The sequence below is a fragment of the Oscillibacter sp. genome (genome assembly GCF_032018205.1).
In the GTDB taxonomy this organism is placed as follows: Bacteria; Bacillota; Clostridia; order Oscillospirales; family Oscillospiraceae; genus Oscillibacter.
The window spans coordinates 118676-144676 of the sequence record NZ_DALZOY010000002.1; the positions used below are offsets into that span (position 1 = coordinate 118676).

Here is a 26001-nt window from a genome sequence, read left to right on the forward strand (position 1 = left end):
TAGGCGCGTGGTTCCCCTTTCGGGATCACTTGCTGATTATTTGGCAGCTTTTTGCCAGGCATAAAGCGCCGCGCCCAGCGCGCCGTTGTACTGTGTCAAGGGCGAGGTGAGAATGGGATGGCCCAGCACCTCTTGCAAGGCGGAAACAATCCCGCCGTTCTGCGCAACGCCGCCGGTCATCACCACCGCGTCCCGCACGCCAATGCGCTTGGCAAGCCCCACCACTCGGGAGGCCACGGACTTGTGGATGCCGTTGATGATGTCCCGCTTGTCACTGCCCTTGGCAAGTTGGCTGATGACCTCGCTCTCTGCGAACACGGTGCAGGTGGAGCTGATTTCCACGTTTTTGGTGGACTGTGCGCCAAGGGTCGCAAGATCCTCCACCTTTACCTCCAGCACCCGGGCCATCACGTCCAGAAACCGACCCGTACCGGCGGCGCATTTGTCGTTCATGGCGAAATTCACCATCACGCCGTTTTCAATCTCCAGCACCTTCACGTCCTGCCCGCCAATGTCGATGACGGTGCGGACCTGCGGAAACAGGAAAAACGCACCCTTTGCGTGGCAGCTCAGTTCGCTCATCTGGTGGTCCGCCACGTCGTCCAGAGAGTTGCGGCCATAGCCGGTGGCCAGAATGAAGGCCATGTCTTCCTTCTTCATCCCCGCAGCATCCAGCACCTCCGCGATGGCGCGGCTGGGTCCGCTGGTACCCGCGCCCACGCTTACAAGCGACTTGGCCACAATATCCTTTCCGTCCCTCATGATCACGCATTTGGAGGCGGTGGACCCCACGTCGATGCCCATTGTATAAATCTCACTCATAAAAAGCAGCCTCCTTTGGGGCAATGGGGAACGCAACCCCGTGTTTTCCCCCGCGCTTTGGAACACATCCACTCTGAATCCGCGAAAGTCCTTTGAAACAGGTGGTTTTTTGATGATTCCACAGCCTTAGAATACCATATGGGGGCAAATTGTAAATACTGCCGCGCGTTAAAAAATTAGCATATATTGCTTTTTGCTTCGTCTGCTCTCACAATTTTGCCCAGTTCAAACCAAAAAAATTGACAGATTGTCAAATAAATTGACCCGACACAACCAATCTCCGGGTAAAAACCGGCCGCCAGCCGAAAGCAATTTCAGCGGGCGGCCGGAAAATTGGGTCGGCGCAGCTCGGGCGCCGCGCCCCCCGAAATTGCCTCAGATCTTGTTGGCGGGGCAGACCGGGGCCCGCCCATAACACAGGTTCACAAGATCGGTGGCGCAGGAGGTACAACAGTTAATCACGGATTCCTCCGTGGAAGCGGCGGTATGGGGCGTGAGGACCACGTTTTCCATATCCAGCATCTGGCGGCTGTTTTCGCTGAGCGGCTCCGGCTCAAACACGTCCAGTCCCGCGCCGAACAGCACGCCGGTCTTCAGGGCCTCCACCATTTCCTCTTCGTAAATCAGGCCGCCGCGGGCCACGTTCAGGAAAATGGCGCGGGGCTTCATCATTTTGAATTGCTCCATGCCCACGGTTTTCTCCGTGGAGGGCATCAGGGGCAGATGGATGGAGACAAAGTCAGCGGTCTTCCAGATTTCGTCGGCATTGTCCTTCAGCTCAATGGGAAGGCCACCCAGCTGCTCCTTAGTAACATAGGGATCATAGCCGATGACCTTCATCCCAAGACCGTTGATGCACTTGCCCGCAAAAATCTTCGCGATTCTGCCGCAGCCCAGCAGGCCCAGGGTCTTCCCCTCCACCTCAACGGTGTTTTCAAGGCCCATGCGCACATAGAAATTGCCGCTGCGGAACTGCTTATCCACATAGCTGAAGCGGCGAGCGGTCATCATCAAAAGCATCACGGCATGCTCTGCCACTGCGTTTGCATTGCCGGAGGGGGCGAATACCACCTGAATTTTTTTGGAAGTGGCATAGTCAAGGTCAATATTGTCCAGACCCGCGCCCTGCTTGCCGATGCCCTTCAGATTGGGGCAGGCGTCGATCATAGCGGCGGTCACCGGCTCGGTGCGGCACATAATCACATCGGGCTGATACTCCTTCAGCTCCCGGAGATAAGTCTCCTCATCCAGGCCGCTTGCAACCTTTACTTCCACATCATTGCTGTTGAAGATTTGGGTCGCCACATCGCTGAGCTTGTTGGTGTAATAAGCCTTGTATTTCATGACTTGCGTTCCTCCAAAAATCCATTTTTTCGGGAGCGGCAGGGAGCACCCGCCGCTCCTCACGTTTTTATATATCACGTAGTATTATCATAGCCTACTCTTTTCAATTTTGCAAGTATTCCTGCAATGTATTTTTAATTATTAATAATTTCCGTCATTTTCGACGGGTTTGCAAACCCCTTTTCGTCATTTTGTAGAGCAAAATTCTCTGCATTTCCTTAAAATGTAGGAAATACAGAGAATTCATGATGTATATTGTGATCCGGCTTACTTCCGTTCTCCCTGACTGAACCGCTTGGCATACTGCTTGGGCGGCAGTCCCGTCAGAGACGTGAAGGTGCGGATAAAGTGCTCGTTGCTCTGAAAGCCCACCATCTCTCCCGCGGTCTGCACCCGGTATCCGTCCTGCAAAAGGCGGCGGGCCCGAAGGATGCGGGTGTTGATGACATATTCCATCACGCTGAAGCCCGTGGCCTCTTTAAAGCAGTGACTCAGGTAGTATTTGCTGATAAAAAATTCCGAAGCCACCCGCTCCAGCGTCAGTTTTTCCGCCAGATGCTCCTGCAAATATTCCAGCACCGCGCTGATTTGCAGCGCCCCTTCCCTGCTGCCGGGGTCTGAAGGGCGCTCGATCTGGCACAGCTCGTCCGCCCACCGGCGGACCGGCGCCATGGACAGCGCCTGAAGCAAAAACTCCGACAGAAGCAGCATCTGGTTCAAATCGGAGCCAAAGCCCGCGTTCTTGCGGCCCTGCTCCCAGTCCAGCCGCTTTAAAAGCGACAGCAGCTCGTTGTACCGGGTTCCCGTCTCCACCATCCGCTCTGCCTCCTGCACCCTGCGGTAAAGGTCGGTCCGGGGCGTGGAGATGGAATGAATCGTGGGAATGGGCACATGGAGCACATACCGCTCATACGGTTCGGCGGCCAAAGTTTTATGCAACGTGGCGTCCGGAAGAATAAACAGAGCCTCGGGGTGCAGAGAATAGACCTGATTCTCCACGAACATTTCTCCGCCCCGTGAGACAGGCATCAAAAATTCAACGCTCTCATGAAAATGCGGGCGGTCCATGTACCAGGAGTTATCCCGGCTCATCTTTAAATAAAACGGCTGCACCTGCATACCGGAACCCTCCTTTCATCTCTGCCTGCAATGGCGCAAAATCAGGCAGTAAAACAATATCCGCTAATTTTTTCGCGCAAATGTTCCTTTACAGAGGTTTAACATATGGTACTATGATATATGATTCCCTATGAAAACACAAGCTTTTTTGTGTTATTCAGACAGAAAAACAATCAAGATGTGGAGGCAATCGTAATGGGAAAAGTTTGCACGCTCTCCGAAGCCGTAGCCCGGTACGTGAAGAGCGGAGACACCATCTGCTTTGGCGGTTTTACCACCAACCGCAAGCCTTATGCCGCCGTGTATGAAATCCTGCGCCAGGGGCAGAAGGATTTCACTGCATGGGGCGGCCCCGCAGGCGGCGACTGGGACATGATGATCGGCGAGGGCCGCGTGAAGGCGTATATCAACTGCTATACCGCCAACTCCGGCTATACCAACGTCTCCCGCCGCTTTCGCGCTGCCATTGAGGAGGGCAAGCTGACCTTTGAGGACTACTCTCAGGACGTCCTGATGCTTCAGCTCCACGCCGCGTCTCTGGGCCTTCCCTTCCTGCCCGTACGCCTGATGAACGGCTCCGGACTGACGGAACACTGGGGCATCAGCCGCGAGGAGCGGGAAAAAATGGACTCTGTGGACAACGACAAGTTCGTCTACGTGGACAATCCCTTCAATCCCGGTGAAAAGGTCATCGCCGTGCCGGTGCCCAAGCTGGACTGCGCCGTCATCCATGTGCAGAAGGCCTCCCCCGACGGGACCTGCATTATCGAGGGCGACGAGTTCCACGACGTGGACATCGCCGTCGCCGCCAAGCGGACCATCGTCACCTGCGAAGAGCTGGTTTCCGACGAATTTATTCGCCGTGACCCCACGCTGACCCGCATCTTCGGCATGTGCGTGGACGCGGTGGTCCACGCGCCCCACGGCGCATGGCCCGCCCAGTGCTACGGGTATTACGATGTGGACGGCAAGGCCATGACGGAATATGATAAGGCATCCAAATATCAGGACGCGGACGACGCCAAGCGCCAGCTTGCCAAAGCCGCCGAGAAGGCCCAGAAAGCTGCTGAAAAAGCTCCCGGCGACGCAAAGGCCGCCGATGCTGCCGCGCGTGCCGCTGCCGCCGCCAAGGGTGCGGAGGACGGCACCGCCATTCCCGAAACCTTCCAGGATTTCCTGAACAAATGGGTATACAGCGTGAAGACCCACGAAGAGATGCTGGATAAGGTAGGCGCAAGCCACCTGATTTCCACCAAAAATGTGCCCGGCCTCGGCTATGCCGGAAAAATCCCGGAAAGGACGTGCTGAAAATGCCTGATTATACGAAGTACACAAAGCAGGAAATGCAGGCCTTCGCCATCGCCAAAAACATTCAGGCGAACCAGATTGTCATTGTGGGAACGGGCCTGCCGCTGATTGGCGCCTCCCTCGCCAAGCGGATTATCTGTCCCTCCTGCCACCCCATTGTGGAGAGCGGCCTGATGGACTGCGACCCCGTGGAGGTACCCCGCAGCGTGGGTGACAACCGCTTTATGGCACACTGCGCCGTGCAGTGGCCCAACGTCCGCTTCATTGGCTTTGAGGCCAACGAGTGGCTCCACGGCGAGGACCGGCTGATTGCCTTTATCGGTGGCGCACAGATCGACCCCTTCGGCAACGTGAACTCCACCTGCATCGGTGACTATCATCACCCCAAAACTCGCTTCACCGGGTCCGGCGGAGCCAATGGCATCGCCACCTACTGCAACACGGTCATCATGATGCAGCATCAGAAGCGCCGCTTCATCGACCAAATCGACTATGTCACCTCCTGCGGCTGGATGGACGGCCCCGGCGGACGCGAGCGGGCGGGCCTTCCCGGCAACCGGGGCCCCCAGATGGTGGTGACGGACCTTGGCATTATGAAGTTTGACGAGGAAACCAAGCGGATGTACCTCGCTTACTACTACCCCTTCTCCACGCCCGAGATGGTGCAGGAAAACACGGGATTTGAAATCGACGTGAGCCGCGCCCAGTTGATGGAGGGTCCCGACCCCGAAATCATCCGCATTATCCGGGAGGAGATTGACCCCGGCCAAGCGTTCATCAAGGTTCCCAAGGCGTGATTTGTCCCTTCTGCCGTACAGACACTGCTTAAAAAGCCTCGCAGAGTTTTGCCGACAGAGCGGAAAAATAAATTGGAATCCGTTTTCTTCGACGGCATGTACGTCGGGGAAAACTCTACTCGGTCTGCAAGTGTACGGAGGAGCCGCCTTTGGCGGTTCCTCCGTGCGCGCAGTCAGACCGCATTCCCTTTCAAAAAAATTCGATCACGAGAATTTTTTGAAGCAACGCTAAAAAGGAGGCTCCTATGCTGCACTATTCCGGAACCGTCTACCGTCCCCCCAGCGAGGCACACAGCCTGATCATTCAGGTAACTGTGGGTTGCAGTCACAACAAATGCGCCTTTTGCAACATGTACAAGGACAAGAAATTCTCGGTTACTCCGAGAGAGCAGGTGCTGGAAGACCTGCGCTGGGCCCGGGCGCACTATCCTCATGTAGAACGCTTTTTCTTGGCCGACGGAGATGCGCTGATTCTCCCGACAGACCGTCTGCTGGAGATTCTGAGGGATATCCGGACGCTGTTTCCCGAGTGCACCCGCATTTCCACTTACGCAAGCCCCAAAAGCATTCTGGGGAAAACTCCCGAGGATTTGTCCGCTCTTCGCGATGGGGGACTGGACTTTGCGTACCTTGGTCTTGAGACGGGGAACGAAGCGCTGCTTCAAAAAATCAACAAGGGTGTGACGGTTGCCCAGCAAATTGAGGCAGGTCAAAAACTGAAGGCCGCCGGGCTGACTCTCTCCGTCACAGCCATCAGCGGCCTTGCCGGCTCCAACGGGGACTGGCAGTCCCATGCTATCGACACCGCTAAGGCCCTGAGCGCCATAAGGCCAGACTTTATTGCCCTGCTGACCCTGCGCATCTATACCGGCACGCCTATGGCCGATTGGGTAGCAAACGGTGAATTGGTAACCCCCACACCCATGGAGCTGATCCGGGAGACAAAGCTTCTTCTGGAGCATATCGACTGCCCCGGCGCGGTGTTTCGCTCGAACCACGCCAGCAACTATCTGGTGCTGGCAGGAAACCTGAATCAGGACCGGGACCGGCTCATCGCCGAGTGCGAGGAAGCCCTGCGGGGCGAAGCGCCGCTGCGCAAATTTGTGGAGCTGGGACGATAACGCTCCGTCTCAGAGTGAATTTGTCCAACGGACGCACTTTTCGCACAGGCGGCCCACTCTGAAGATATGAAAAACACCCCTCCGACGCAAAAGCGCCGGAGGGGTGTTGTCTATGGGAGGTAGAGCCCCATGCTATTTTAAAACTCTGGACAGTTCCCGGTTCATGGTCACGGTGATGCGGGGCAGATCGTGAAGCCCGCGTTTCAAATCGGCAATTTTGGGCTTTGTCACCGCCGTGACGGGAAACAACCGGTTTACAAGCTCCTCCGCATCCGGCTCTTTCACGCCGAAGGGATACGCAAAAAAGACGGGGGCCTGCCCCACCTTCTGCTCAATCAGGTCATAACTTTTTTGGATATCATCCAGTACGCGGGTTTGAAACCCTTCGTCACTCTCACCGTGCCTGCGCTGGATCCCATTGACGCCGCCGGGATCAAAGCTTCCTCCCAAGTCCCCCAGATTGTGAAGTTCATAGCTGTGAGAGCCGATCTCTACCAGCCCCGACCCGACCATCTCCCTGCACATGTCCCATGTGACGAAGTTATCGGTCGGAAGCTCCGGCATCTCCACGATAATGGAAATGACAGCCTTCATCTGATACTTCTGCAAAAGAGGGTACAAAAGATCATAGTTGCTGCGGTATCCGTCGTCAAAGGTGATCAACACGGGCTTTTCCGGCAGAGGATCCCCCTCCGCCAGCTCCCGGGGCAGGACCGATTGATAGCCGTGGTCCCGTAGCCAGCACAAATCCTTTTCCAAGCGGCTCTCGGTGACGGTCATGTCGTTGCACTCTGTCCCGTCCGCCACCATATGGTGATACATCAAAACCGGAAGAGGCGTTCTTCCGTGGGCCGATACCCTCCATATGCCCAGCCCGCAGACCAAAGCCGCCGCCACAAGGACGGAAATTCCCCATTTACCCCAAGCATGCATTTTTGCCGGACGCGTATGCCGCTTCACACCTGTCAACTCCTTTTCGTATCACAGCGGTATGCTGATTGTTATTCTTACGTTAATAAGACGGTGGCGCCACCCAAAAAGTAACACCGTTCGTGTACTGATATCATATTTTTTGTAAAAAAGCAGCTTAATTAAAAAACAGTTAATGGTATATGCCAGATAAAGCTTGACATTTTTGAAGAGCGCAGTATAATGCAGTTAATTGGTATATACCAAAAACACACTTGGAGGAACTTACTTTGCCAAGACCCAAAAAATGCAGAAGAGTCTGCTCCCTTCCGCCCAGCTCCGCTTTTCTCCCGGTGGACAGCGGGGCGCAAAAGCAACCCGTCATCCTGACGGTGGACGAATACGAAACCGTGCGTCTTATTGACAGGGAGGGACTTTCTCAGGAGGAGTGCGGCACGTACATGGAGATTGCCCGCGCTTCGGCCCAGCTTATTTACGCATCTGCCCGAAAAAAAATTGCGTCCGCGCTGGTGGACGGCCTTCCCCTGAAAATCGAGGGAGGCGACTATCGCCTGTGCAATGGCACGGAAGATTTATGCGGCTTTGGCGGCTGTGGCCGGCATCGCCGCTGCTGCAAGCAGCGCGGCAATCAGGAAACAGGAGGAATTATGATGAAAAAAATTGCAGTCGCCTTTGAAAATGGCGGTGTCTTTCAGCACTTCGGCCACACGGAGCAATTCAAAGTCTACGACGTGGAGGACGGAAAAATTACCGGCTCCTCCGTGGCGGATACCAACGGCAGCGGACACGGGGCGCTGGCGGCCTTTCTGGGGGGACTGGGCGTGGACGCCCTGATCTGCGGCGGCATCGGCGGCGGTGCGCGAACGGCCCTATCCGAGGCGGGCATTCAGATTTACGGCGGCGTATCCGGCAGCGCCGACGAAGCTGCGGCGGCACTGCTTGCCGGAAGCCTAACCTATAATCCCAACGCATCGTGCAGCCATCACCACGACGAAGAACACGCCCACACCTGCGGTGAGCACGGCTGCGGAGAGCATCATCACGGAGAACACCGCCATGGCGGTGAGCATTCCCACGGAGAACATCATCGCAGCAAAGAGCAGCACTGAGGCGAACACATTCGGGGACGGCCTGTAAAACAGGCCGTCCCCGGTCTTTTTAACCGTGTCTGGTCGGAAACCTTTGTCGGAGGTAAAACGTCTTTGTTATAAAGCCGCCAGATCAAGCTTCGTCACGCATACGCGCCACGCAATTGCTGTAAAACCGGTAAACGCAGCCATACCCGGTTCTCTCGAGACACAGGCCGATGGCGCAGCTTCCTCCGTTTAGTATGACCGGAAAACGCGCTTTTACAACGAAAGTCACAAACCATCCGAGACAGCGCTCAGCGCATATTTTACAGGAAATCTCCCGCATCTGCGCATCTTTAAAGGCGGCTGGGTCCGCCGGACTCCGCTTGACAAGGCCGACCGTCTCCTTTAAAATGAGGGAAATCCATTGGGAGAGCCGTTCCAGCAAGGGAGGACGGTTCTGGAAAGGAGGCCGCCATGCGCCGCGAAGCAGTCCGAATCAGAATACTGGCAATCGCACTGCTGACCACACTTCTGGCGACAGCGTGGTTTGCGGAGTGGTACTCGGCGACTCACCTTCGCCACCGCTGCACGGGAGAAGACTGCACCGTCTGCGCGCGGATTACGGTCTGCCTGCAAGCGGTGGAAAAAACGGGAGACGCGGCCGTCGGCTCCGGCACCTTTTTCGGGAATACACTTTTTTATCCGGCGGCGGCGCTTCTTTTGTGCTGCGCCGCCCTTCTGTGTCCTTTGTCGCTGCTAAGGCTTAAAATCCGGCTGAACAATTGATTGCCCCGCAGGAGAAGAATTCGCCCCGGCCTTGGAAGACATCCACGTTTTCTCAGCCAAGGGTACTCTTTTCTTGCCTTTTTGTATCTGAAACAAAAAATAGGAGGCAATTTTACTTTGAAGCAGCCATTTTCTCCGCCGTTTGTGCGGCGGCGGGAGACGGTCTCCCCGCAAGGGGACTATATCCCGGTTTTCGCCATCACCGGCTTTCTGGACGCCGGAAAGACGACGCTTTTAAACAGCCTGATCCAATCCCGCCTGCGGGAGGGAATCAACCCGCGCTGCATCCTTTTTGAGGAGGGTGAGGAGGACCCCGCCCCGTATGTGGAGGAGTTGAAGCCCCTCCACCTTTCCATCCGGGAGGTGCAGCGAAACCCGGAGGCGGCGTCCAAAAAAATCTATCAATACCTGCTGGAGCAGGACCCGGAGCAAATCGACGAAATTTGGGTCGAGTGGAACGGGATGCTGCCCATCCGGGATTTGCAGGTGCTGTTTCCCGCCCCCACCCGTCAGGTCACAATGACGACGGGAGACTTCTGCCGTCTTCAGAAAATTCTGCATGTGGGGGACGGAGAGGCGCTGGAGCGTCTGCTGGGCGGCGCAGGGGCCGCCTTGACCGATCAAATTTCGGGCTGCGACTTCATCGTGCTGCGAAACGCCCGGGACAAGGAGTTTCGCCGTCTGCGCCAGCTTTTGCAAGGGCTGAATCCCGGCGTTCCCGTGCTGAGGTCTGATTGGCTCCGGGACATTGAAAAGGCCCTGCAAAAGCCCCGGCCCGCACCCAACACCTTTTTCCTTCTGAGCCTTGTTTACTTCTGCGTCGCCTACCTCCTGCTGCGGCTGGTATTGGGCGGAACCCGTGTGGACGGTGTGGTGAACGTATTTCTGGGCATTCTCTTGCAGGCGGTACCCTTTTTGCTGATCGGCGTGCTGCTCTCCTCCGCAATTCAGGTGTTTATTTCCGATAAGCTGATCGCAGAAAAATTCCCGAAGCACCCGGCGGGCGGCTTTTTGTTTGCCTTACTGGCGGGCTTTTGCCTGCCGGTATGCGACTGCACCTCTATTCCGGTGTTTCGCAGCATTGTGCGCAAGGGGGTTCCCCTGTCCGCGGCGGTCACGTTTCTCTCCGCCGCGCCGGTCATCAATCCGGTGGTAATGCTCAGCACCTGGTACGCCTTCGGCGGAAACTGGAAAATTGTGGCCTGCCGCGTGGGTCTGGGGCTTTTTTGCGCGGTGCTGATCGGGCTGACCTTCTCAGGAGCCAAGTTTAAATCCAACGTTCTCACCGGCGGCGGGCTTGGCGCGCTGTGCGGCTGCGGCTGCGCGGCGGACCCGGGGGCGGGAAAGTTGGAAAGCTTTATGCTTCACACTCAGTCTGAATTTTTCAGCGTTGGAAAGTACCTGCTGCTGGGTGCGTTTGTCTCGGCCCTGTTTCAGACCATGGGCGCGGGCCTGTCCCGGACCGGCGCGGGAGAAGGCCTGCTGCTTCCTTTGCTGCTGATGATGGCGATGGCATTTTTGTTTTCCCTGTGTTCCTCGTCCGACGCGGTGGTGGCCAGAAGCTTTGCGGCCCAGTTTTCCATGGGGGCTTTGATGGGTTTTCTGGTGTTCGGCCCTATGATGGACGTGAAAAATGTGCTGATGCTCTCGGGGAGCTTTTCTAAAAAGTTTGTGCTCCGTCTGGCTTTCACGATGTTTGCCGTATGCGGCGCGGTCGTTTTTGCCGCCTTTTCTCTGGGACTTGGGGAGGTGTTGGTATGAAGCGCGGTGCTTTAAACCCTCAGGCCGCTTTGGAGCTGATTTGCCTGCTGGCCTTTTCCGGGGTCCTTATCTATCTGGCGCTCTCGGGCGCGTACCTCTCTTATGTTGCTCCGCGGGTAAAGCCGTATCTTTTCTTTTCCGCCGGGGCGCTTCTGGTCTGCGCTGTGTTCTCCACCACGCGCCTGTTCCGCCCACAGTACCGCAGGCGGTCCGCCCACTGCTTTTTGCTGGCCATTCCCGTGCTGCTGGTGCTGCTGCCCCACGAGCAGATCAGCACCGTCAGCTCCGGTGGCCTGCTGACGGGCGGCAGCGCCTTTGGCGGGGCGGACAGTCAGCCGCCCGCCATTTCGTCCACGACGCCCTCGGAAATCCCGGAGACTGCGGCGGAGGACGGCGTATATACCATGGAGGGAGCCAGCGGACAGGTGATCGGCTATCTCCACGGGTACGATGTAGAGGCCAAGACCGTCACGATTCCGGACAGCGAGTTCTACAACTGGTGCAGCGAGCTTTTCGTATATCCCGACCGCTTTGAAGGTTTTGAGATTACCATGACGGGCTTTGTCCTAAAGGACATTCCGTCTTTGAACGCGGACGAGTTTGTTCCCGCCCGGCTGATGATGTCCTGCTGCGCGGCGGATTTGTCCCCCTGCGGTATTGTATGCAAATACGACGACGTGGCAGGGCTAGCGGCGGATTCGTGGGTCACCGTCACCGGCACTTTGGAGGTGGGCTCCTTTGAGGGCGCACCCGAACCGCAGCTTCACGTCTCCTCCATTGAGCCGGCGGAGGAAATCACGGACTACGTTTATCCATATTAAACCGTCCCGACGGGGCGAACACAGCAGGGGGCAGAAATTGGCCCCCTGCTGTGCCGTTTCACGGGCCGGGATAAGCAAAATCCGCCTGTCCGTGTTGACAAGGCCAAACGGATACAGTATGCTGTTTTAAAAAATAATATCATTCGGCACTTAGAAAGAAGAGATGCGTTTTATGAACATGGATGTATTGCAAGGCATTCTAATCCCGTTTATCGGCACGACGGCAGGCTCGGCCTGTGTCTTTTTTATGAAGGATTCTTTGGGCGACCGGGTACAGCGCGCCCTTACCGGTTTTGCCGCCGGCGTGATGGTGGCGGCCTCCATCTGGAGTCTTCTGATTCCTGCCATCGATCAGTCGGCACACATGGGAAATTGGTCCTTTATCCCGGCGGTTGTGGGCTTTTGGATCGGCGTGCTGTTCCTCCTTCTGCTGGATCACATCATTCCTCACCTTCACCGTGGCAGCGAGCAGGCCGAGGGCCCTCAGAGCCACCTTGAAAAAACCACCATGCTGGTGCTGGCGGTGGCGCTGCACAACATCCCGGAGGGGATGGCCGTGGGCGTGGTGTACGCGGGCTTTCTCTCCGGCGAAGCCTCTATCACCGCCGCAGCGGCCCTGTCTTTGTCCATCGGAATCGCCATTCAGAATTTTCCCGAGGGAGCCATCATTTCCATGCCTTTGCGCTCTGAGGGAATGGGCAAGGGAAAGGCTTTTGCGGGCGGCGTGCTTTCCGGCCTTGTGGAGCCGCTGGGCGCGGTGGCGACCATTCTGGCCGCCACACTGGTGGTTCCCGCTCTGCCCTATCTTCTGAGCTTTGCCGCCGGAGCCATGCTTTACGTGGTGGTGGAGGAACTGATTCCCGAAATGTCGGAGGGCGGCCACTCCAACATCGGCACCGTGTTTTTTGCCGCTGGCTTCAGCGTAATGATGGTTCTGGACGTGGCTCTTGGATAACATTCCGGCAAACAAAACATGGCTTTTTATTTCGGCGGGGGAATCCCCGCCGAATTTTTCCTTTTTACTGATAAAACGCAGTCTTTCGCACAAACTAAATCCGAGTCCTTGACTCAGAAAGGGGTATTTTTATGGATAAACACACGGATCAGTATAAAGACGATTTGGAATTCCCCGACGAAAAAAACCGCCAAAAAAAGCAGCGGGACCCCGGAATCCCCTACGCCGATGATGCAACTCAGACCAATCCCACCTCTCAGCAGGACTGGCAGCACGGCACAAATTCTTCCGGAAGCGGCTATGGGCAGGATGAAAACGTGTCCCGCCAGCTTCGCCGGGAGAGCAGAAATTTCATGGGCTCCGTCGGCTCCATCGGGGCCTACGGTTCTCTTGGCGCCACGGGTTCCACCCGCTTTACGGGCGCAATCAATCCCGCATCCGATTCGTCCTCACCGTCCGGTGCACCCTCTCCGGACGAGATGAAGCACAGCGCCCAAAGCTCTGAAGAGCATAAGGAGCACTAATCTCCCTCCTCCGCCGCAACCGGCGGCAACCCGCAAAAAGGAGACGCCAAACGAGGTTTGGCGTCTCCTTTTATTAAAAAAATTCCCCCATGAACGCAGGACCAAAAAGCCGCCTTAAATTACAGCAGCTCGAATTCGTTTTTATGGAAGTTTAAAGCGCCGTTGTCCCGCAGCTTTCCCAGCTCTGCCGACATAGCGCTGCGCTCTACCGAGAGATAATCCGCCAGCTCCTGACGGTTGAAGGGAATTGCAAACCGGCTCCCCCCCGCCCGCCGGGCCTCTGCCGAGAGATAGGCCAGCAGCTTTTCCCGCGTGGTCCGTCGGGAGGTAAACTCAATTTTCTGAGTCAGCGCAATGTTCTTCATGGAGACGATGCGCAGCATGTTTTGAATCAGCCGGTTGTGAAAATCGCAGGCCCGGGTGCAGGGCGCGGTCAGTCTGCCGCAGTCGATAAACAGCAGCTCGCACGCGTCCAGCGCCATCACGCCCACAGGCAACGCCTTCGCCCCCGCACAGGCAAAGGACTCCCCGAACAGGTTGCCCGGCCCGATATTTGCAAGGATGCTGCGGTTTCCATAATAGTCGTCCTGAATCACCTGCACCTGCCCCGTCAGCACCACGCCAAATTCCCGAATTTGCTCTCCCCCGGAAAAAACAGCCTGCCCTTTTTCATAGCGAACCGTTCTGACTTGCAGGCAGCGCAGCAGCGGCTCAAAATCCGCCTCCTCAATCCCCCGAAACAGCTCCGTTGCCTTTAATACGTTAAAATATTTTTTCATAAAATCCTCTTTTGTTGGAATTCCAACCGACTTGCTGTCTGAATCATAGTACACTCAAAGCATAAAGTCAATTCAAACGTCTCACACTCTCATGCAGAAGTGTCTCCACGCCAAATCAGCGGCCCATTCCGGGCAGACTGCTGAAATTCAGGATAAGCGGGTTTGGATTGACAAACGACCTTTGGGATGATAGATGTTAGGTATCAGCCGACGGAAACAAAAGCGCATCATCCCATTCCCCGATTATCCCCATCAACAGGTTCCATAAATACTAAAGGAGGAAAAAAGGAAATGAGTATGTTCTGCTATCAGTGTCAGGAAACCGCCGGAGGAAAAGGCTGCACCATGCGCGGCGTATGCGGCAAAACCGAGGAGGTGGCCAAGCTTCAGGATTTGCTGATTTACACCCTCAAGGGCGTATCGGAACGCGTCATTCTGGGAAAGCTGGATGTCGGTGCCATGCCCGGGACGAACCGCGAAGTAATCAACAGCCTGTTCATGACCATCACCAACGCCAACTTTGACGACGGATCTATCGAGACGCAGATCAAACGGATGCTGTCCATCCGGGACGGCCTGAAGACCTCTGTGGCAAGCCTGCACGACGCGGCCACCTTTACGGTGGGCGACCGGGCTTCCATGCTGGAAAAGGCAGCGGACGTTGGCGTGCTGTCCACGGAGAACGAGGACGTGCGCTCCCTGCGGGAAATGATTATCTACGGCCTGAAGGGCATGGCCGCCTATGCCGAGCACGCGGCAAACCTCGGAAAAAAAGACGACAGCATCAGCGCGTTTATCTATGAAGCTCTGGCGGCAACGCTGGACGACTCCCTCACCGCAGACGATCTGGTGGCTCTGACCCTGAAAACCGGCGAATATGGCGTGAAGACCATGGCGCTGCTGGACGAGGCCAACACCTCCAAATACGGCAGCCCCGAAATCACCGAGGTAAACATCGGTGTTCGGCAAAACCCCGCCATTCTGATCTCCGGCCACGATCTGGCTGATCTAGAGCAGCTTATGGAGCAGACGAAGGACACCGGCGTGGACGTTTACACCCACGGCGAGATGCTGCCCGCCCACTACTATCCTTTCTTTAAAAAGTACGACAACTTCGTGGGCAACTACGGCGGCTCCTGGTGGCGGCAGGTGGATGAGTTCGGTCCGTTCCACGGCCCCATTCTCTTCACCACCAACTGCATTGTGCCCCCTAGAAGCGAGGAAATCCGCGCCAGAATTTTCACCACCGGCTCCTCCGGCTATCCCGGCTGCCGGCACATTGACCCCGACGAAAACGGCAAAAAGGACTTTTCCGAAGTCATTGCTCTGGCAAAAACCCTGCCCGCTCCCGAGGAGATCGAGTCCGGCAGCATCGTGGGCGGCTTTGCCCACGATCAGGTGTTAGCCCTTGCGGACAAGGTGGTGGATGCCGTGAAATCCGGCGCGATCCGGAAATTCTTCGTCATGGCCGGGTGCGACGGGCGCATGAAATCCCGGGAATATTACACCGAATTTGCGAAAAAGCTTCCGGCGGACACCGTGATTCTCACGGCAGGCTGCGCCAAATACCGCTATAACAAGCTGGGCCTTGGCGATATCGGCGGCATTCCCAGAGTGCTGGACGCAGGCCAGTGCAACGACTCCTACTCTCTGGCGGTCATCGCCATGAAGCTTCAGGAGGTCTTTGGACTGGACGACATCAACAAGCTGCCCATCGCGTTCAATATCGCCTGGTATGAGCAAAAGGCCGTGATTGTGCTGCTGGCCCTGCTGTATCTGGGCGTGAAGAATATCCACCTGGGACCCACCCTGCCTGGCTTTTTGTCCCCCAACGTGGCAAAGGTACTGGTGGAAAAATTCGGCATTGCAGGCATTGGAACGGTTGAGGACGACATCGACCTGTTTTTAAACGCCTGATTGCAAACGCATATAATTGAGGGAACTGAAAGGAAGGAGATTTGGCATTATGAACGCAAAAATTGACAGAAACGGCTGCATTTCCTGTGGACTGTGCGAGTCCACCTGTCCCGAGGTCTTCCGTATGGGCGACGATGGCCCGGCGGAGGTCTACACCGACCCTGTGCCCACCGATGCGGAGAGCGCGGCGGAGGAGGCCCGGGACGGCTGTCCCGTCTCCGTCATCTCTTTGGAGTGACACAGGCTTTCACACCGCAGATCCGGCGCAATTGAACTCCCCCCCATGATTGAAATTCCCCCTATCTTTGAAGTCGAAAAAGCGCCCGCCCGAACGGCAAAACCGTTCTGGCGGGCGCTCGGCTATTTAAATATGGAAAAATCGGCGCACTTGCCAAACAAAGAGACAACGCGAATTATTTCTTGAGCGTAGCGTAGGTACACTTCGCTTTTTCTGTGCGTCAGGCATCCTTTGACGCATCGGCCGTTCGGATACCCCGAAGCGCCAGCTTCACCAGTTCCTTTACCGGCGCCTCCTTGCCCAACTGCCGCAAACGGAGAATCAGATGCGGGTTGGGAAGCCCCAGCAAAATTGTCGCGGCAATGCTCACGTCCATATCCTCCACCAGCTCTCCCGTCGCCTGCGCACGGAGAATGGCCTGTTCCACAATAGCCGCCACATCGCCTGCAAGGTCGTTCACCACTGTCTCCAGCTCGTCAATGGAATCTCGGGTAAAAACCCGCACGACCTCGTTGAAATCAACGTTTCCAGCCATCTCCAGCATTGTTTCGATATAAAGCTCCATCTGCTCTGAAAAGGAGCTGTCCCGGTTGAAAATGGACGCAATCTCCTCTTTCATTTGACGGATTTTCATCTCGCAGGATGCGACAAGCAGTTCTGTTTTAGAGGCAAAATACTCATAGATCGTAGATTTTCCGATCCCAGCCCGGGCTGCAATTTCCGACATAGAGGCTCCGTCCATGCCCCGGAGGCCAAACTCCGTCAGCGCAGAGCGCAATATGTCGGCGCGGCGCCGGTCACTGATCTTCGACACTGAGGATCTCCTCCTTCTTTTCCGGCGCGGATTTCCCTCTTTTGGCCGCGCGCTTATCGGAAATTTTTTGTCTGAAACTGTCCAAAATACTGTAATACACCGGCGTAAACAGCAGCGTTACAACGGTGGAAAGCAGCATGCCTGTAATCATCGCGATGGCCATGGGCTTCATCATTTCCGCCCCCTCGCCCATGCCCACAGCCATGGGCAGAAGGCCCAGAACCGTTGTGAGCATGGTCATCATCACAGGCCTGACACGGCGGGGACATGCCTTCAAAATGGCCTTGTCCTTCTCCTCGCCCCGCAGGCGGCGGATTTTGATGTAATCCACCAGCACAATGGCGGAGTTGACCACCGTTCCTGCCAGCATAATCACGCTGACCAGAGAGACGATGGAGATTTTCATGCCGAACAGGAACTGCGTGGATAGGGACCCCAGCAAACTCACAGGCAAAATCATCATGACGATGACCGGCATCAGGAATGACTCAAACTGGGACGCCAGCACAAAATACACCAGACCCAGCGCCACAATCAGCGCGGTGCCCAGACTTTGGAAGGAGTCCATCATGTCGCTGCTCTCGCCCGCCATCTCCACAGTGATTCCTTCCGGGGGTTGGTAACCGTCCACCACTGTTTTGACGGACTTGGAAATGCCCACCGGATCGTCCGTGCGGCTGTCACCGGTAACGGTGATGGTGCGGCTCTGATTCTGGCGGATGATGGTCTGAGGGGCCATCACCACCGCCACGTCTGCCACCATATTCAAAGGAACGGCGCTGCCCGTGGGCGTGGTAATCAGCATGGAACGCAGCGCGTCCAGACTTTTGCCCGCGTCGGCCTCGCCCCGGACCACCACATCGATCTCCTCGCCGTTCACCTTGAGAATCGTGGCAGTGGAGCCGGTGAGTTGGCTGCGCACGGCGGTACCGATGGCGGCGGCAGTAAGTCCGTACTGCGCGGCCACATCCCGACGCAGCGTCACGTCCACCTCCGGCACCTGATCCCCGGCGCTGGATTTCAGATCCATCGCGTCGGGCACACCATCGGCAATTTGTTTCAAAAGGTCGTCCGCCGCCGCTTTCAGCTCATCGTAATTATCTCCGGAAAGAGTGAGCTGGACGGGCTGCCCGCTCATGGCGGACATATCCATCATGCCTGCCGAGGACACGGTGATTTCCGACCCGGCAATATCCCGCAAATCTTCCCGCAGCCCGTTTCCAATCTCCTCGGCGGAGCGGTGGCGATCCCCGATGGAAACGAGATTCAGTGTCACGGAGGTAGAGTTGTCGCCAGTCATGCTGCTCATGGTACCGCCGCCGGTGGTATAGTAAATATCCTTGATTTCCGGAACGGTATCCATGGCGATGTCCACCACCTGTTCGGCGATGTGCTGCGCTTCCTCCGTCTCGGTTCCGGTGGGAAGGCCTACGGTAACGGTGACGCTGCTCTGGTCCATGGAAGGCATCATCTCAAAACCCGAGAATGCAATGATGCCGATGAAAACCACGATCATGGCAAGAGTTGCCAGCATGGCCCGCTTGCGGTGATGAATAAAGTAGTCCAGCTTTTTTACATACCAGTCGGCTAGGCGGTTGCTTTTTGGTTTTTTCGCCGCTTCCATAACCTGAGCGTTGGCTTTCAGGTCCTTCCGACCCCGTCCTAGCAGCATGTAGCTCAAAAGCGGCACAATGGTCAACGCCACAATCAGGGACATGCCGATCAGAGTGCAGATGGTCAGGCAGAAGTCGTAGAACATCATGCCGACAATTCCGTCGGTGAGGCCCAGAGGGAGAAATACCGCCACGGTGGTCAGCGTGGAGGCCACGATGGACAAAGACACCTCTCCGGTTCCCTTGGTACAGGCGGAATAGTTGTCGTGTCCTTCTGCGCGGTAATGAAAAATATTTTCCAGCACCACGATGGAGTTGTCCACGATCATACCCACACCCATAGCCACGCCACCAAGGCTCATCATGTTCAGCGTGATGCCCAGCACCCGCATCAAAAGAAACACCGACACGATACAAAGGGGCATGGACACGGAGATGACCATGGTTGCGCCCCAGTCCCGCAGGAACACGAACAGCACCAGCGCCGCCAGCAGCACGCCCATAATAATATTGGAAATGGCGCTGTCCACAGACATATTGATATAGTCGCTCTGGTCCATCAGCACGGACCACTCCAAGGTCGGATTCTCCTGCGCAATGTCCTCCATGGCCGCGCTCACGCTTCTGGCGGTGACCACGGTGTTCACGTCAGACTGCTTATTTACGGACAAGACCACGCAGTCCTCCCCGCCCACCCGGGCGATGGTACTCCGATCCTGCGGCTTGAGATAGACGTTTGCCACCTCTCCCAGCCGGACAGTGCCGCCGGTGGGCAGGGGAATCAGGCAGTTGGCTACGTCCTCTGCCGAGGTAAACTGACCGTCGGTCCGCACGGACAGAGTGTTTGCCCCATTGTCCACGCTGCCGGCGGGGATAGCCACATTTTCTGCCGAGAGAATCTGGGTGATGTAGGCCAGGGACAGGCCGTAGCCCGCCAGCTTCTCCGTGTAAGTTTCCACGGCAATCTCATTTTCAAAGCCGCCCTCTACATCCACGGAGGCCACACCCTCGATGCGCTCCAGCGCGGGGGAAATGGTGTCGTCTGCCACAGTCTGGAGAGACGCCAGATCACTGCCCCGCAGGGCAATAACCATAACGGGCATGGCATCCATATCCATGGCCATCATCACCGGGTCGCTGGCCCCGTCGGGCAGGGAGCTTTTCGCCATGCCCACCTTGTCCCGCAGATCCGTCATGGCACTGTCCAAATCGGTACTGTCGGTAAAGGTCACCAGCACCATGGACATGTTTTCGACAGAGTAGGACTGAAGCTCATCCATACCGGACACCGTTGCGCATGCGCTTTCCAGTGGGACGGTGACCAGCTTCTCCACCTCCTGCGGACCCGCCTGATAGGTGGAATACATCAACACCATCGGAAGCTCAATATCCGGCATCAGCGACAAAGGCAGTTGGGAAAAGCCCATCACGCCGAAGATTGCCACCATCACGCAGGCCATGATGGTGGTAACCTTATGGCGAATGGAAAATGAAACGATATTCATGCCGCCTTGCCCTCCGCGCTTTGGGCCGCCGACTGAGAAGCGACCGCGGCAGAGGAGGCCGCGCCGCTTTCAGCGCCGGACGTATCCGAATCGGAGGTATCCACCCCGACTTCCGGCGCAGGGGCGTTGGTGACGCGGACGGGGGCTCCGTCGTTGAGATAGCTCTGCCCCCGCGTCACAAGCTGCTCGCCGCCGTGAAGCCCGGAGGTAATCTCCGTCTGCTTCTCACCCACAAGACCGGTGGTCACGTTTACCTGATAGGCCGTATCGCCGTCCACCACATAGACAGAACGGCTTCCGTCCTCTCCCGTGAGAATCGCTTCCGTGGGAATGAGCACCGTGCCCGTCCGGGAATCGGTACGGAAGGTGGCCCGGGCAAACATGCCGATAGAGACTTTCATATCCTTGGGCAAATCGATATGTACCTCATACAATGCCGAGGGCAGGCTGACCGCGGACGCCACGGAGGACACCGTTCCCTGAACCGTCGTCTCTCCCACAGAGGGAATGCTAATTTCCACTGCATCACCCACGCCGATGGAGGGCTGCAGCGTCTCAGAGACGTTCACCACCACCTGAGGATGGCCGATCTCGGAAATCACCGCCCCCACGGTGCCGGGGCCAACGGCCACTCCGGCGGTTACGCTGACGCTGGAAACGGTTCCGGCGATGGGAGCCGTGACAGTGGGGCTGTTCAAAATGTCCCACACATCGTCCAGACCCATCTGGGTCAGGGTACTCTTGCGGGCGTTTTCGGCCTGCAAAAGCCCCAGCTTTGCCTGATCCACCTGATTCTGGCTCACGGCCCCAAGGGCAAACAGGGCCTGAAGATTTTCATAGCCCTCCCGCGCCTGACTGACCTGTTCGTCCAGAAGCTCCCGTGTGCCGGAATAGGTCTCCAGCGCGCTGCCGTAGGTGTCCCGCAAATCGGCGGTGTCCAGCGTAAACAGTGCGTCCCCGGCGGCCACGGCGTCGCCGGCCTTAGCCGTCACACTTTTGACCTTACAGGAAACTTTGCTCAAAACCGGCACATTGCGGTTGGCGGTGACGCTGCCGGTGACGGTGCTCTCAGTGGCGATGTCGCCTAGCTCCACAGTCTGGATTTCCACGGCGGTGCCCTTGACCTCCTCCTCGGAGGAATCGCCCGTCTGACCGCAGCCCGTCAGTGTACCCAGCAACAGCGCCGCCGTCAGCAGCGCGGAAAGAGATTTTGTTTTCATAGTGCTCTCCTTTATTTCTAACCGATCTTACACAAGCCCGTACTTTGTGGCGCTTTCATAGGCGTGATAGGCGCTGAACAGGTTGCGCTGGGCCGTATTCAAATCGTCCTGCGCACTGTCCAAAGTGTTCTTGGCGGCAAGGTATTCCTCGTGGGACGCCATTCCAAGCTCATACTTCTTGGCGGCGATATCAAACGTCCTCTGCTGGAAATCCACGGTCTCCTGTGCCGCGCTCACCAGCCGGACATTCTCCGGCACAGCCATGCACACCACCTTAAACTTTGCTGCAAAGGTATCTTTAGCGCCAGCCAGCGCATGCTTGTTGGCGGGACTGTCATCGATATCGTAAGCAATTTCGGCGTTGGCCACATCCGCGTTGCGCCCAAGAGCAGTGCTGAGCATTTTATCGTAATTCACGGTGCCCAATTCCTCCTGAGAGGGCATGGACAGCTCTCCCAGACTCACGGAACCTGTAAGCTCCATGTCACACATTCCCTCCAGCGTAACTTTATTGGTGGCAACTTGGAATTTCAAAGTTTCTATCTGGCTTTGCAGTTGGCTGCGTTGATACTGCGCTTTCTCCGCGTCGTAAGCAGAGGCCATGCCCAGCTCATGCTGCTTTTCAGCAATGGCCACGGCCCGGTTCAGAGAATCCAGTCCGCGGTTCATTGCCCCCAGCCCATCCTCCATGGCAGCAATGGCGGTGTAAAGCGTTTCCGCTCCCTTTACAATTTGATTAATGGCGTCGTTGCAGGAAACTTTTCCACTTTCCACATTGTTTTTTATATTATCAAATTGACCCTTCAGAGTGGTAAACTGACTGGTCAAAGAAGCATAATTAGCCTGAAGAGCAGAGATCAGCCACCCGTAAACCGGCACCAGCTCGCTGGGTGCGGAGCTGTACCCAGCGCTTGCGGCCGCCAGAGACGACTCCACGTCCGCCTGCAGCCGCCCCACCGCCGTCACCGCATTCCACAGAGCATTTGTATCCGTTCCATTTAAATCGGTAAGCTGGGCCTTTAGAGACTGGATCGTTGGATTGTAGCGCATCAGCGCTGTTCTAAGCGCCTCAAAGTGAATAGTCTGCGCAGTGTTCTCAGCGCTGAGCTGGATATTCTGCACGCTGCTGCCAATCAAAACATCCACCGAGGCAGCGGGAGCCGCGTCCCCCGTCTGTCCAGATGCGGAAGCATCGGGGCTTGCGGCATCCGTCTGCCCGGAAGAAGCGGCGGGCAGCGCATCCGTTCCCGCGTCCGTCCCCGCCGCATCCGTTCCAGAGGAGGAAGACGCGGCTGTCTCCGCCGAGGACTGAGCGCGGTCATCCGCCAGCACCGGCAGCGCGGCGGCCATCGTCAGCAGGGCCGCCAATAGCAGCGCTAAGGTTCGTTTCATACAGATCTCCTTTTGTCTGCGCGAGGCGCAAAGTTAGTAGTTGCTAAGTCTCCGACCGACCGTTCGGTCGGAGATATTCATTATAGGCGTGAGGTCCTTGTCTGTCAAGGAAATTTTCTCCGCTTGCGCACTTTTTTAACGACCCGGAGCGGAAAGTGAGAAGCGTTTACAAATCCCATCCGGTTGCGTGCTTTCACGCAAAATCACCGGGGACCCGTCACATCGGATCCCCGGTAATTTTATTTACTCTCCCGACCGCTCCGCCGTAATCTCCCGGCGAAGCCGGGCGCGGCGGTCGTCAAGCAGCAGCTCCTTATTGTGGCGGTAGTATGCCTCACAGCCAAAATGCTCCACAAACCATGAGGTGTCGAACCCGGCGGTGATCTCCGTCACGAAAACCACCAGCTCTTGCGAGTCGCCGAAGGCCTCCTCCAAAAAGCGGAACACATTATCAAAGCGGCGGCCTGTATCTTCTGCAATGGCTGCACGGTCTTTCACTTCCGCCCCAAACCATTCCCGTACCGCGTCCATGGCTAGCTCGTCGCTCACGACTTCGTCCGCCAGATTCTGCCGATAGCGGACTAAGGCATCCAGCTCCCGCTGCTCCAGAGCACGGCGTTCCTTATCCGTCTGCCCCGCCGCCGCGGCACGACGCATAGTCTCCCTCCGGGCATCCTCCAGCGCCAGCAAAGCTTCCGCCGCCCCGATACCGGCCGCGAGACGGGCCTTGAACGCAATGAGGTCGGCGTGGAGCAGCTCCGTCAGCGCGTCCTGCATGCGGACGCGGTTTGCCTCGCCGCCAAGACGGCCCAGCAGCAACCCCAATACTGACAACTTTTCGTCAAAGGGGGCGGAGCGCAGCTCGGAAACGGACACGGAGGCCCACTTCCCTTCCAGAATTTCATCCACCCGCCAGGTCCGCTGATACTTAGCGTAAAGCTCCAGATACCCGGCAAAATCCCGGGCGATGCGGGGGAGCTGGATATACTGCCCCACCACCTCGGCCCCGGCCCGCAGGCCCAGCGTCTCATAGGCATAGAGCAGCTCGCTCAAATCCTCCCAGCCCCGAGCCGTAGCAAACTGCACGCCGTCCACCGTGGTTTCAATACGGTAAAAATGCTCTCGCTTGCTGTCCAGATACGACACCACTGCTCCGTGAAGCCCTTTGCGGCGGGCGTATTCCTTCCAAACCGCGAAATCCTCGGCAATGTCCATGCGCTTCACCCGGTCCAGCGTCACCACGTCGAAATCCCGGACGGAGCGGTTATATTCCGGGGGATTTCCCGCCGCCGCAATCAGCCAGCCTTCCGGCAGCTTTTGGTTGCCGAAGGTCTTGTTCTGCAAAAATTGAAGCATCATGGGGGCCAGCGTCTCGCTGACGCAGTTGATTTCGTCCAGAAACAAAATCCCCTCCCGCAGACCGGTTTGCTCCATCAGGTCGTAGACCGAAGCAAGAATTTCGCTCATGGTGTACTCCGTGACAGAGAACTCCCGCCCGCCGTAAGTCCGTTTTTCAATAAACGGCAGACCCACGGCGCTCTGGCGGGTATGGTGGGTGATGGTGTAGGACACAAGTCCCACCCCCGTCTCCGCCGCAATTTGTTCCATAATCTGAGTCTTACCAATCCCCGGAGGGCCCATCAGCAGCACGGGCCGCTGGCGGTTGGCGGGAATCAGGTAGTTCCCCAGCTCGTCCTTGGCAAGGTACGCCCGCAGGGTATTTGTAAGCTCCTCTTTTGCCTGTTTGATATTCATCCGTTTGTCTCCTTACAGCTCCGGCAATTCCAGAAGGTCATCCTCGTCCCGTCCGTCCGCTTCGCCGGGTTTCTCCGTATGCGCTGCCTTTTCGGCCTGTTCTGCCACGGTTTCCAGTTCCTGCTCCGTCAGCGTCAGCCGGATGGCCCATGGCGGCACATCCACCGCCAGCGCCGGTTCCTCCGGCATCACAAACGCCACTTCATAGGGCGCGCGCTTTTCGGGATACCGCCCCATCCCGTCGGTAAAGTAAATCAGGCCCCGCAATCCCGCCAGTTCCCCGGCGGCGCGCAGCTCCTCCACATAGGAAAACACCGGGCGAAAGTCCGTGGCGCTGCCGCCGATGAGGTGAAAATCCTCCATATAGGCTTTTAAATCCTTTAAATCATGGAGGGCCGTATCATCCCGCACCCGGTCGTCGCACTGGAGCACCCGGATGTTCACCCGGCTGGAAAAGGTTTCCGTACTTTTGAGAATCGAATAGGTGGCGGAGAGAAATTGCCGCACCATCTCCCCCGAGGTGGACATGGAGGTATCAATGGCGATCACAAAGTCCTCAATGCGCTTTTCCTCCCGCGTCTCCGGCGGCTCCACCAGAGGGAGATTGCCGTAAAGCCGTAATCCATAGGCATAAAAGCCGTAATCAAAGCCATCCGCATCCACGCCCTGTACCTCCCGGGGAACGGCAAACCGTTTGAGAAACGCCCGGTAATCAACGCCCGGACGGTTTGCCACCTTCACCTGCTCGTACACCGCCTGGCCGCCCACGGCCCTGCCCGCCAGCACCGTTTCCATCCCCGTCTGCGCCCGCTCCGACGCAGCGCGCCACTTCTGGTCCTGACGCTCATTGCGCTCCTGATCCTTCTTCCCCTGCGGGTCCCAAAGCCCGTGGTCATCGGCAAAAAATTCCCGCTGGAGCCGCGCCCGCTCGTATTCTGGCAGGTCCCGGCGCAATAGCTCCCGGTAAATTCCCTCAGCAGTGAGCACCTTCATATGCTCCCTCAGGCTCCCGTACAGGCTGCGGCGCATAGGCGCGGGAGCAATTCCAAGGCAGGGGCTGGCCAATCCGTCCAAAATACTTTCCACGGCAACGTCGCAGCTCAAGTCCCACAGTTCCGGTTCCCGGCCCTGCTTTTTGGCAAGATGGCGCAGCAGGCAATGGAGAATCGTGTGGAGGTACGCCCGGTTGATACTTTCCGCGCCCCGCAAAAAGCGCTCAGAAAGGTAGTCGGCATCGTAATACAGCATTTCCCCGTCGGTGGCGATTGCCAGCGTCATCCCGTTTGCCGGAAGAAACGCTAGACCGCTCAGCGCCGCGTCCAGATAGGGGAAATTCAGATATAGCTCGCTCTGGGCCGCCCGCAGAATTTCACGTCCGATTTCCTCCCGGGTTTTTTTCTCAGCCAC

Annotated in this window: 23 protein-coding genes; 12 read left to right on the forward strand and 11 right to left on the reverse strand. The window is 57.0% G+C overall.

Going from position 1 to position 26001, the window contains the following annotated elements; genetic code table 11:
* Positions 1-36: 36 nt before the first annotated feature.
* From hgdC to RTU96_RS02050, 3 genes are all read right to left on the reverse strand, one after another.
* Entirely contained in the window at positions 37-822 is a 786-nt protein-coding gene (gene hgdC, locus RTU96_RS02040; protein WP_312634671.1) for a (R)-2-hydroxyglutaryl-CoA dehydratase activase HgdC, read from the reverse strand.
* Positions 823-1197: 375 nt separating this feature from the next.
* Positions 1198-2166, reverse strand: a complete 969-nt coding sequence (locus RTU96_RS02045) for a hydroxyacid dehydrogenase (RefSeq protein ID WP_312634672.1) — start codon at positions 2164-2166, stop codon at positions 1198-1200.
* Positions 2167-2433: 267 nt separating this feature from the next.
* The gene (locus tag RTU96_RS02050; RefSeq protein ID WP_312634673.1) at positions 2434-3285 is read right to left on the reverse strand and encodes an AraC family transcriptional regulator; all 852 of its coding nucleotides are present in this window, start codon (positions 3283-3285) and stop codon (positions 2434-2436) included.
* Between the two features lie 195 nt (positions 3286-3480).
* Here RTU96_RS02050 and RTU96_RS02055 point away from each other — a divergent pair, with 195 nt between their 5' ends.
* The 3 genes from RTU96_RS02055 to RTU96_RS02065 all read left to right on the forward strand — a co-directional run bounded on the left by RTU96_RS02055 (position 3481) and on the right by RTU96_RS02065 (position 6511).
* Positions 3481-4593: a CoA transferase subunit A gene (locus tag RTU96_RS02055; RefSeq protein WP_293009175.1), complete on the forward strand. Its 1113-nt coding sequence runs from the start codon at positions 3481-3483 to the stop codon at positions 4591-4593.
* 2 nt (positions 4594-4595) lie between these two features.
* Positions 4596-5390, forward strand: coding sequence for a glutaconate CoA-transferase subunit B (gctB, locus tag RTU96_RS02060; protein WP_312634675.1), 795 nt, complete (start codon positions 4596-4598; stop codon positions 5388-5390).
* Positions 5391-5635: 245 nt separating this feature from the next.
* Positions 5636-6511 carry a radical SAM protein gene (locus tag RTU96_RS02065; RefSeq protein ID WP_312634677.1) on the forward strand — a complete coding sequence of 292 codons (876 nt, stop codon included), beginning with the start codon at positions 5636-5638 and terminating at the stop codon, positions 6509-6511.
* A gap of 132 nt (positions 6512-6643) precedes the next feature.
* On the opposite strand, the gene RTU96_RS02070 is transcribed toward RTU96_RS02065, so the two are convergent.
* A complete protein-coding gene (locus tag RTU96_RS02070; protein ID WP_312634679.1) occupies positions 6644-7471 on the reverse strand; it encodes a polysaccharide deacetylase family protein in 828 nt (275 codons plus the stop codon).
* A gap of 239 nt (positions 7472-7710) precedes the next feature.
* On the opposite strand from RTU96_RS02070, the gene RTU96_RS02075 reads away from it, so the two are divergent.
* The 6 genes from RTU96_RS02075 to RTU96_RS02100 all read left to right on the forward strand — a co-directional run bounded on the left by RTU96_RS02075 (position 7711) and on the right by RTU96_RS02100 (position 13361).
* The gene (locus tag RTU96_RS02075; RefSeq protein WP_312634681.1) at positions 7711-8550 is read left to right on the forward strand and encodes a NifB/NifX family molybdenum-iron cluster-binding protein; all 840 of its coding nucleotides are present in this window, start codon (positions 7711-7713) and stop codon (positions 8548-8550) included.
* A gap of 438 nt (positions 8551-8988) precedes the next feature.
* Positions 8989-9300 (forward strand): AraC family transcriptional regulator, encoded by a 312-nt coding sequence (locus tag RTU96_RS02080; RefSeq protein ID WP_312634682.1) that lies wholly within the window; start codon positions 8989-8991, stop codon positions 9298-9300.
* Positions 9301-9417: 117 nt separating this feature from the next.
* Positions 9418-11061 (forward strand): permease, encoded by a 1644-nt coding sequence (locus RTU96_RS02085; protein WP_312634683.1) that lies wholly within the window; start codon positions 9418-9420, stop codon positions 11059-11061.
* Positions 11058-11882 carry a TIGR03943 family putative permease subunit gene (locus RTU96_RS02090; RefSeq protein ID WP_312634684.1) on the forward strand — a complete coding sequence of 275 codons (825 nt, stop codon included), beginning with the start codon at positions 11058-11060 and terminating at the stop codon, positions 11880-11882. Before RTU96_RS02085 ends, RTU96_RS02090 begins: the two co-directional genes overlap by 4 nt.
* 172 nt (positions 11883-12054) lie before the next feature.
* Positions 12055-12837, forward strand: coding sequence for a ZIP family metal transporter (locus RTU96_RS02095; RefSeq protein ID WP_312634685.1), 783 nt, complete (start codon positions 12055-12057; stop codon positions 12835-12837).
* Positions 12838-12968: 131 nt separating this feature from the next.
* Entirely contained in the window at positions 12969-13361 is a 393-nt protein-coding gene (locus RTU96_RS02100) for a hypothetical protein (RefSeq protein WP_312634687.1), read from the forward strand.
* Positions 13362-13480: 119 nt separating this feature from the next.
* Here the strand turns inward: RTU96_RS02100 and RTU96_RS02105 are convergent, their stop codons facing one another.
* Positions 13481-14140 (reverse strand): Crp/Fnr family transcriptional regulator, encoded by a 660-nt coding sequence (locus RTU96_RS02105; RefSeq protein WP_312634688.1) that lies wholly within the window; start codon positions 14138-14140, stop codon positions 13481-13483.
* A gap of 291 nt (positions 14141-14431) precedes the next feature.
* Between RTU96_RS02105 and hcp the strand changes: the two genes are divergently transcribed.
* The 3 genes from hcp to RTU96_RS02120 are packed head-to-tail and all read left to right on the forward strand — an operon-like array spanning position 14432 to position 16481.
* Complete coding sequence (hcp, locus tag RTU96_RS02110) at positions 14432-16057, forward strand: hydroxylamine reductase (RefSeq protein ID WP_312634689.1); 1626 nt, start codon at positions 14432-14434, stop codon at positions 16055-16057.
* A gap of 49 nt (positions 16058-16106) precedes the next feature.
* Positions 16107-16295: a ferredoxin gene (locus RTU96_RS02115; RefSeq protein WP_293010482.1), complete on the forward strand. Its 189-nt coding sequence runs from the start codon at positions 16107-16109 to the stop codon at positions 16293-16295.
* A 45-nt stretch (positions 16296-16340) separates the two neighbouring features.
* Positions 16341-16481, forward strand: coding sequence for a hypothetical protein (locus tag RTU96_RS02120; RefSeq protein WP_312634690.1), 141 nt, complete (start codon positions 16341-16343; stop codon positions 16479-16481).
* A gap of 34 nt (positions 16482-16515) precedes the next feature.
* Here the strand turns inward: RTU96_RS02120 and RTU96_RS02125 are convergent, their stop codons facing one another.
* From RTU96_RS02125 to RTU96_RS02150, 6 genes are all read right to left on the reverse strand, one after another.
* Positions 16516-17109, reverse strand: coding sequence for a TetR/AcrR family transcriptional regulator (locus tag RTU96_RS02125; RefSeq protein WP_312634691.1), 594 nt, complete (start codon positions 17107-17109; stop codon positions 16516-16518).
* Entirely contained in the window at positions 17093-20227 is a 3135-nt protein-coding gene (locus tag RTU96_RS02130) for an efflux RND transporter permease subunit (RefSeq protein ID WP_312634692.1), read from the reverse strand. The genes RTU96_RS02125 and RTU96_RS02130 overlap by 17 nt, the downstream gene beginning before the upstream one ends.
* Complete coding sequence (locus RTU96_RS02135; protein ID WP_312634693.1) at positions 20224-21447, reverse strand: efflux RND transporter periplasmic adaptor subunit; 1224 nt, start codon at positions 21445-21447, stop codon at positions 20224-20226. The genes RTU96_RS02130 and RTU96_RS02135 overlap by 4 nt, the downstream gene beginning before the upstream one ends.
* A gap of 27 nt (positions 21448-21474) precedes the next feature.
* Positions 21475-22839, reverse strand: coding sequence for a TolC family protein (locus RTU96_RS02140; protein ID WP_312634694.1), 1365 nt, complete (start codon positions 22837-22839; stop codon positions 21475-21477).
* 243 nt (positions 22840-23082) lie between these two features.
* Positions 23083-24594 (reverse strand): AAA family ATPase, encoded by a 1512-nt coding sequence (locus RTU96_RS02145; protein WP_312634695.1) that lies wholly within the window; start codon positions 24592-24594, stop codon positions 23083-23085.
* A gap of 12 nt (positions 24595-24606) precedes the next feature.
* The gene (locus RTU96_RS02150; RefSeq protein ID WP_312634696.1) at positions 24607-26001 is read right to left on the reverse strand and encodes a DUF2201 family putative metallopeptidase; all 1395 of its coding nucleotides are present in this window, start codon (positions 25999-26001) and stop codon (positions 24607-24609) included.

What these genes read in the sequence shown, in the direction of transcription:
- RTU96_RS02120 (WP_312634690.1), top strand. Translation starts at nt 16,341, where the DNA reads ATGATTGAAATTCCCCCTATCTTTGAAGTCGAAAAAGCGCCCGCCCGA.
- RTU96_RS02045 (WP_312634672.1), bottom strand. Translation starts at nt 2,166, where the DNA reads ATGAAATACAAGGCTTATTACACCAACAAGCTCAGCGATGTGGCGACC.
- RTU96_RS02140 (WP_312634694.1), bottom strand. Translation starts at nt 22,839, where the DNA reads ATGAAACGAACCTTAGCGCTGCTATTGGCGGCCCTGCTGACGATGGCC.
- RTU96_RS02145 (WP_312634695.1), bottom strand. Translation starts at nt 24,594, where the DNA reads ATGAATATCAAACAGGCAAAAGAGGAGCTTACAAATACCCTGCGGGCG.
- RTU96_RS02135 (WP_312634693.1), bottom strand. Translation starts at nt 21,447, where the DNA reads ATGAAAACAAAATCTCTTTCCGCGCTGCTGACGGCGGCGCTGTTGCTG.
- RTU96_RS02100 (WP_312634687.1), top strand. Translation starts at nt 12,969, where the DNA reads ATGGATAAACACACGGATCAGTATAAAGACGATTTGGAATTCCCCGAC.
- RTU96_RS02050 (WP_312634673.1), bottom strand. Translation starts at nt 3,285, where the DNA reads ATGCAGGTGCAGCCGTTTTATTTAAAGATGAGCCGGGATAACTCCTGG.
- gctB (WP_312634675.1), top strand. Translation starts at nt 4,596, where the DNA reads ATGCCTGATTATACGAAGTACACAAAGCAGGAAATGCAGGCCTTCGCC.
- hgdC (WP_312634671.1), bottom strand. Translation starts at nt 822, where the DNA reads ATGAGTGAGATTTATACAATGGGCATCGACGTGGGGTCCACCGCCTCC.
- RTU96_RS02095 (WP_312634685.1), top strand. Translation starts at nt 12,055, where the DNA reads ATGAACATGGATGTATTGCAAGGCATTCTAATCCCGTTTATCGGCACG.
- RTU96_RS02065 (WP_312634677.1), top strand. Translation starts at nt 5,636, where the DNA reads ATGCTGCACTATTCCGGAACCGTCTACCGTCCCCCCAGCGAGGCACAC.
- RTU96_RS02130 (WP_312634692.1), bottom strand. Translation starts at nt 20,227, where the DNA reads ATGAATATCGTTTCATTTTCCATTCGCCATAAGGTTACCACCATCATG.
- RTU96_RS02080 (WP_312634682.1), top strand. Translation starts at nt 8,989, where the DNA reads ATGCGCCGCGAAGCAGTCCGAATCAGAATACTGGCAATCGCACTGCTG.
- RTU96_RS02055 (WP_293009175.1), top strand. Translation starts at nt 3,481, where the DNA reads ATGGGAAAAGTTTGCACGCTCTCCGAAGCCGTAGCCCGGTACGTGAAG.
- RTU96_RS02105 (WP_312634688.1), bottom strand. Translation starts at nt 14,140, where the DNA reads ATGAAAAAATATTTTAACGTATTAAAGGCAACGGAGCTGTTTCGGGGG.
- hcp (WP_312634689.1), top strand. Translation starts at nt 14,432, where the DNA reads ATGAGTATGTTCTGCTATCAGTGTCAGGAAACCGCCGGAGGAAAAGGC.
- RTU96_RS02090 (WP_312634684.1), top strand. Translation starts at nt 11,058, where the DNA reads ATGAAGCGCGGTGCTTTAAACCCTCAGGCCGCTTTGGAGCTGATTTGC.
- RTU96_RS02115 (WP_293010482.1), top strand. Translation starts at nt 16,107, where the DNA reads ATGAACGCAAAAATTGACAGAAACGGCTGCATTTCCTGTGGACTGTGC.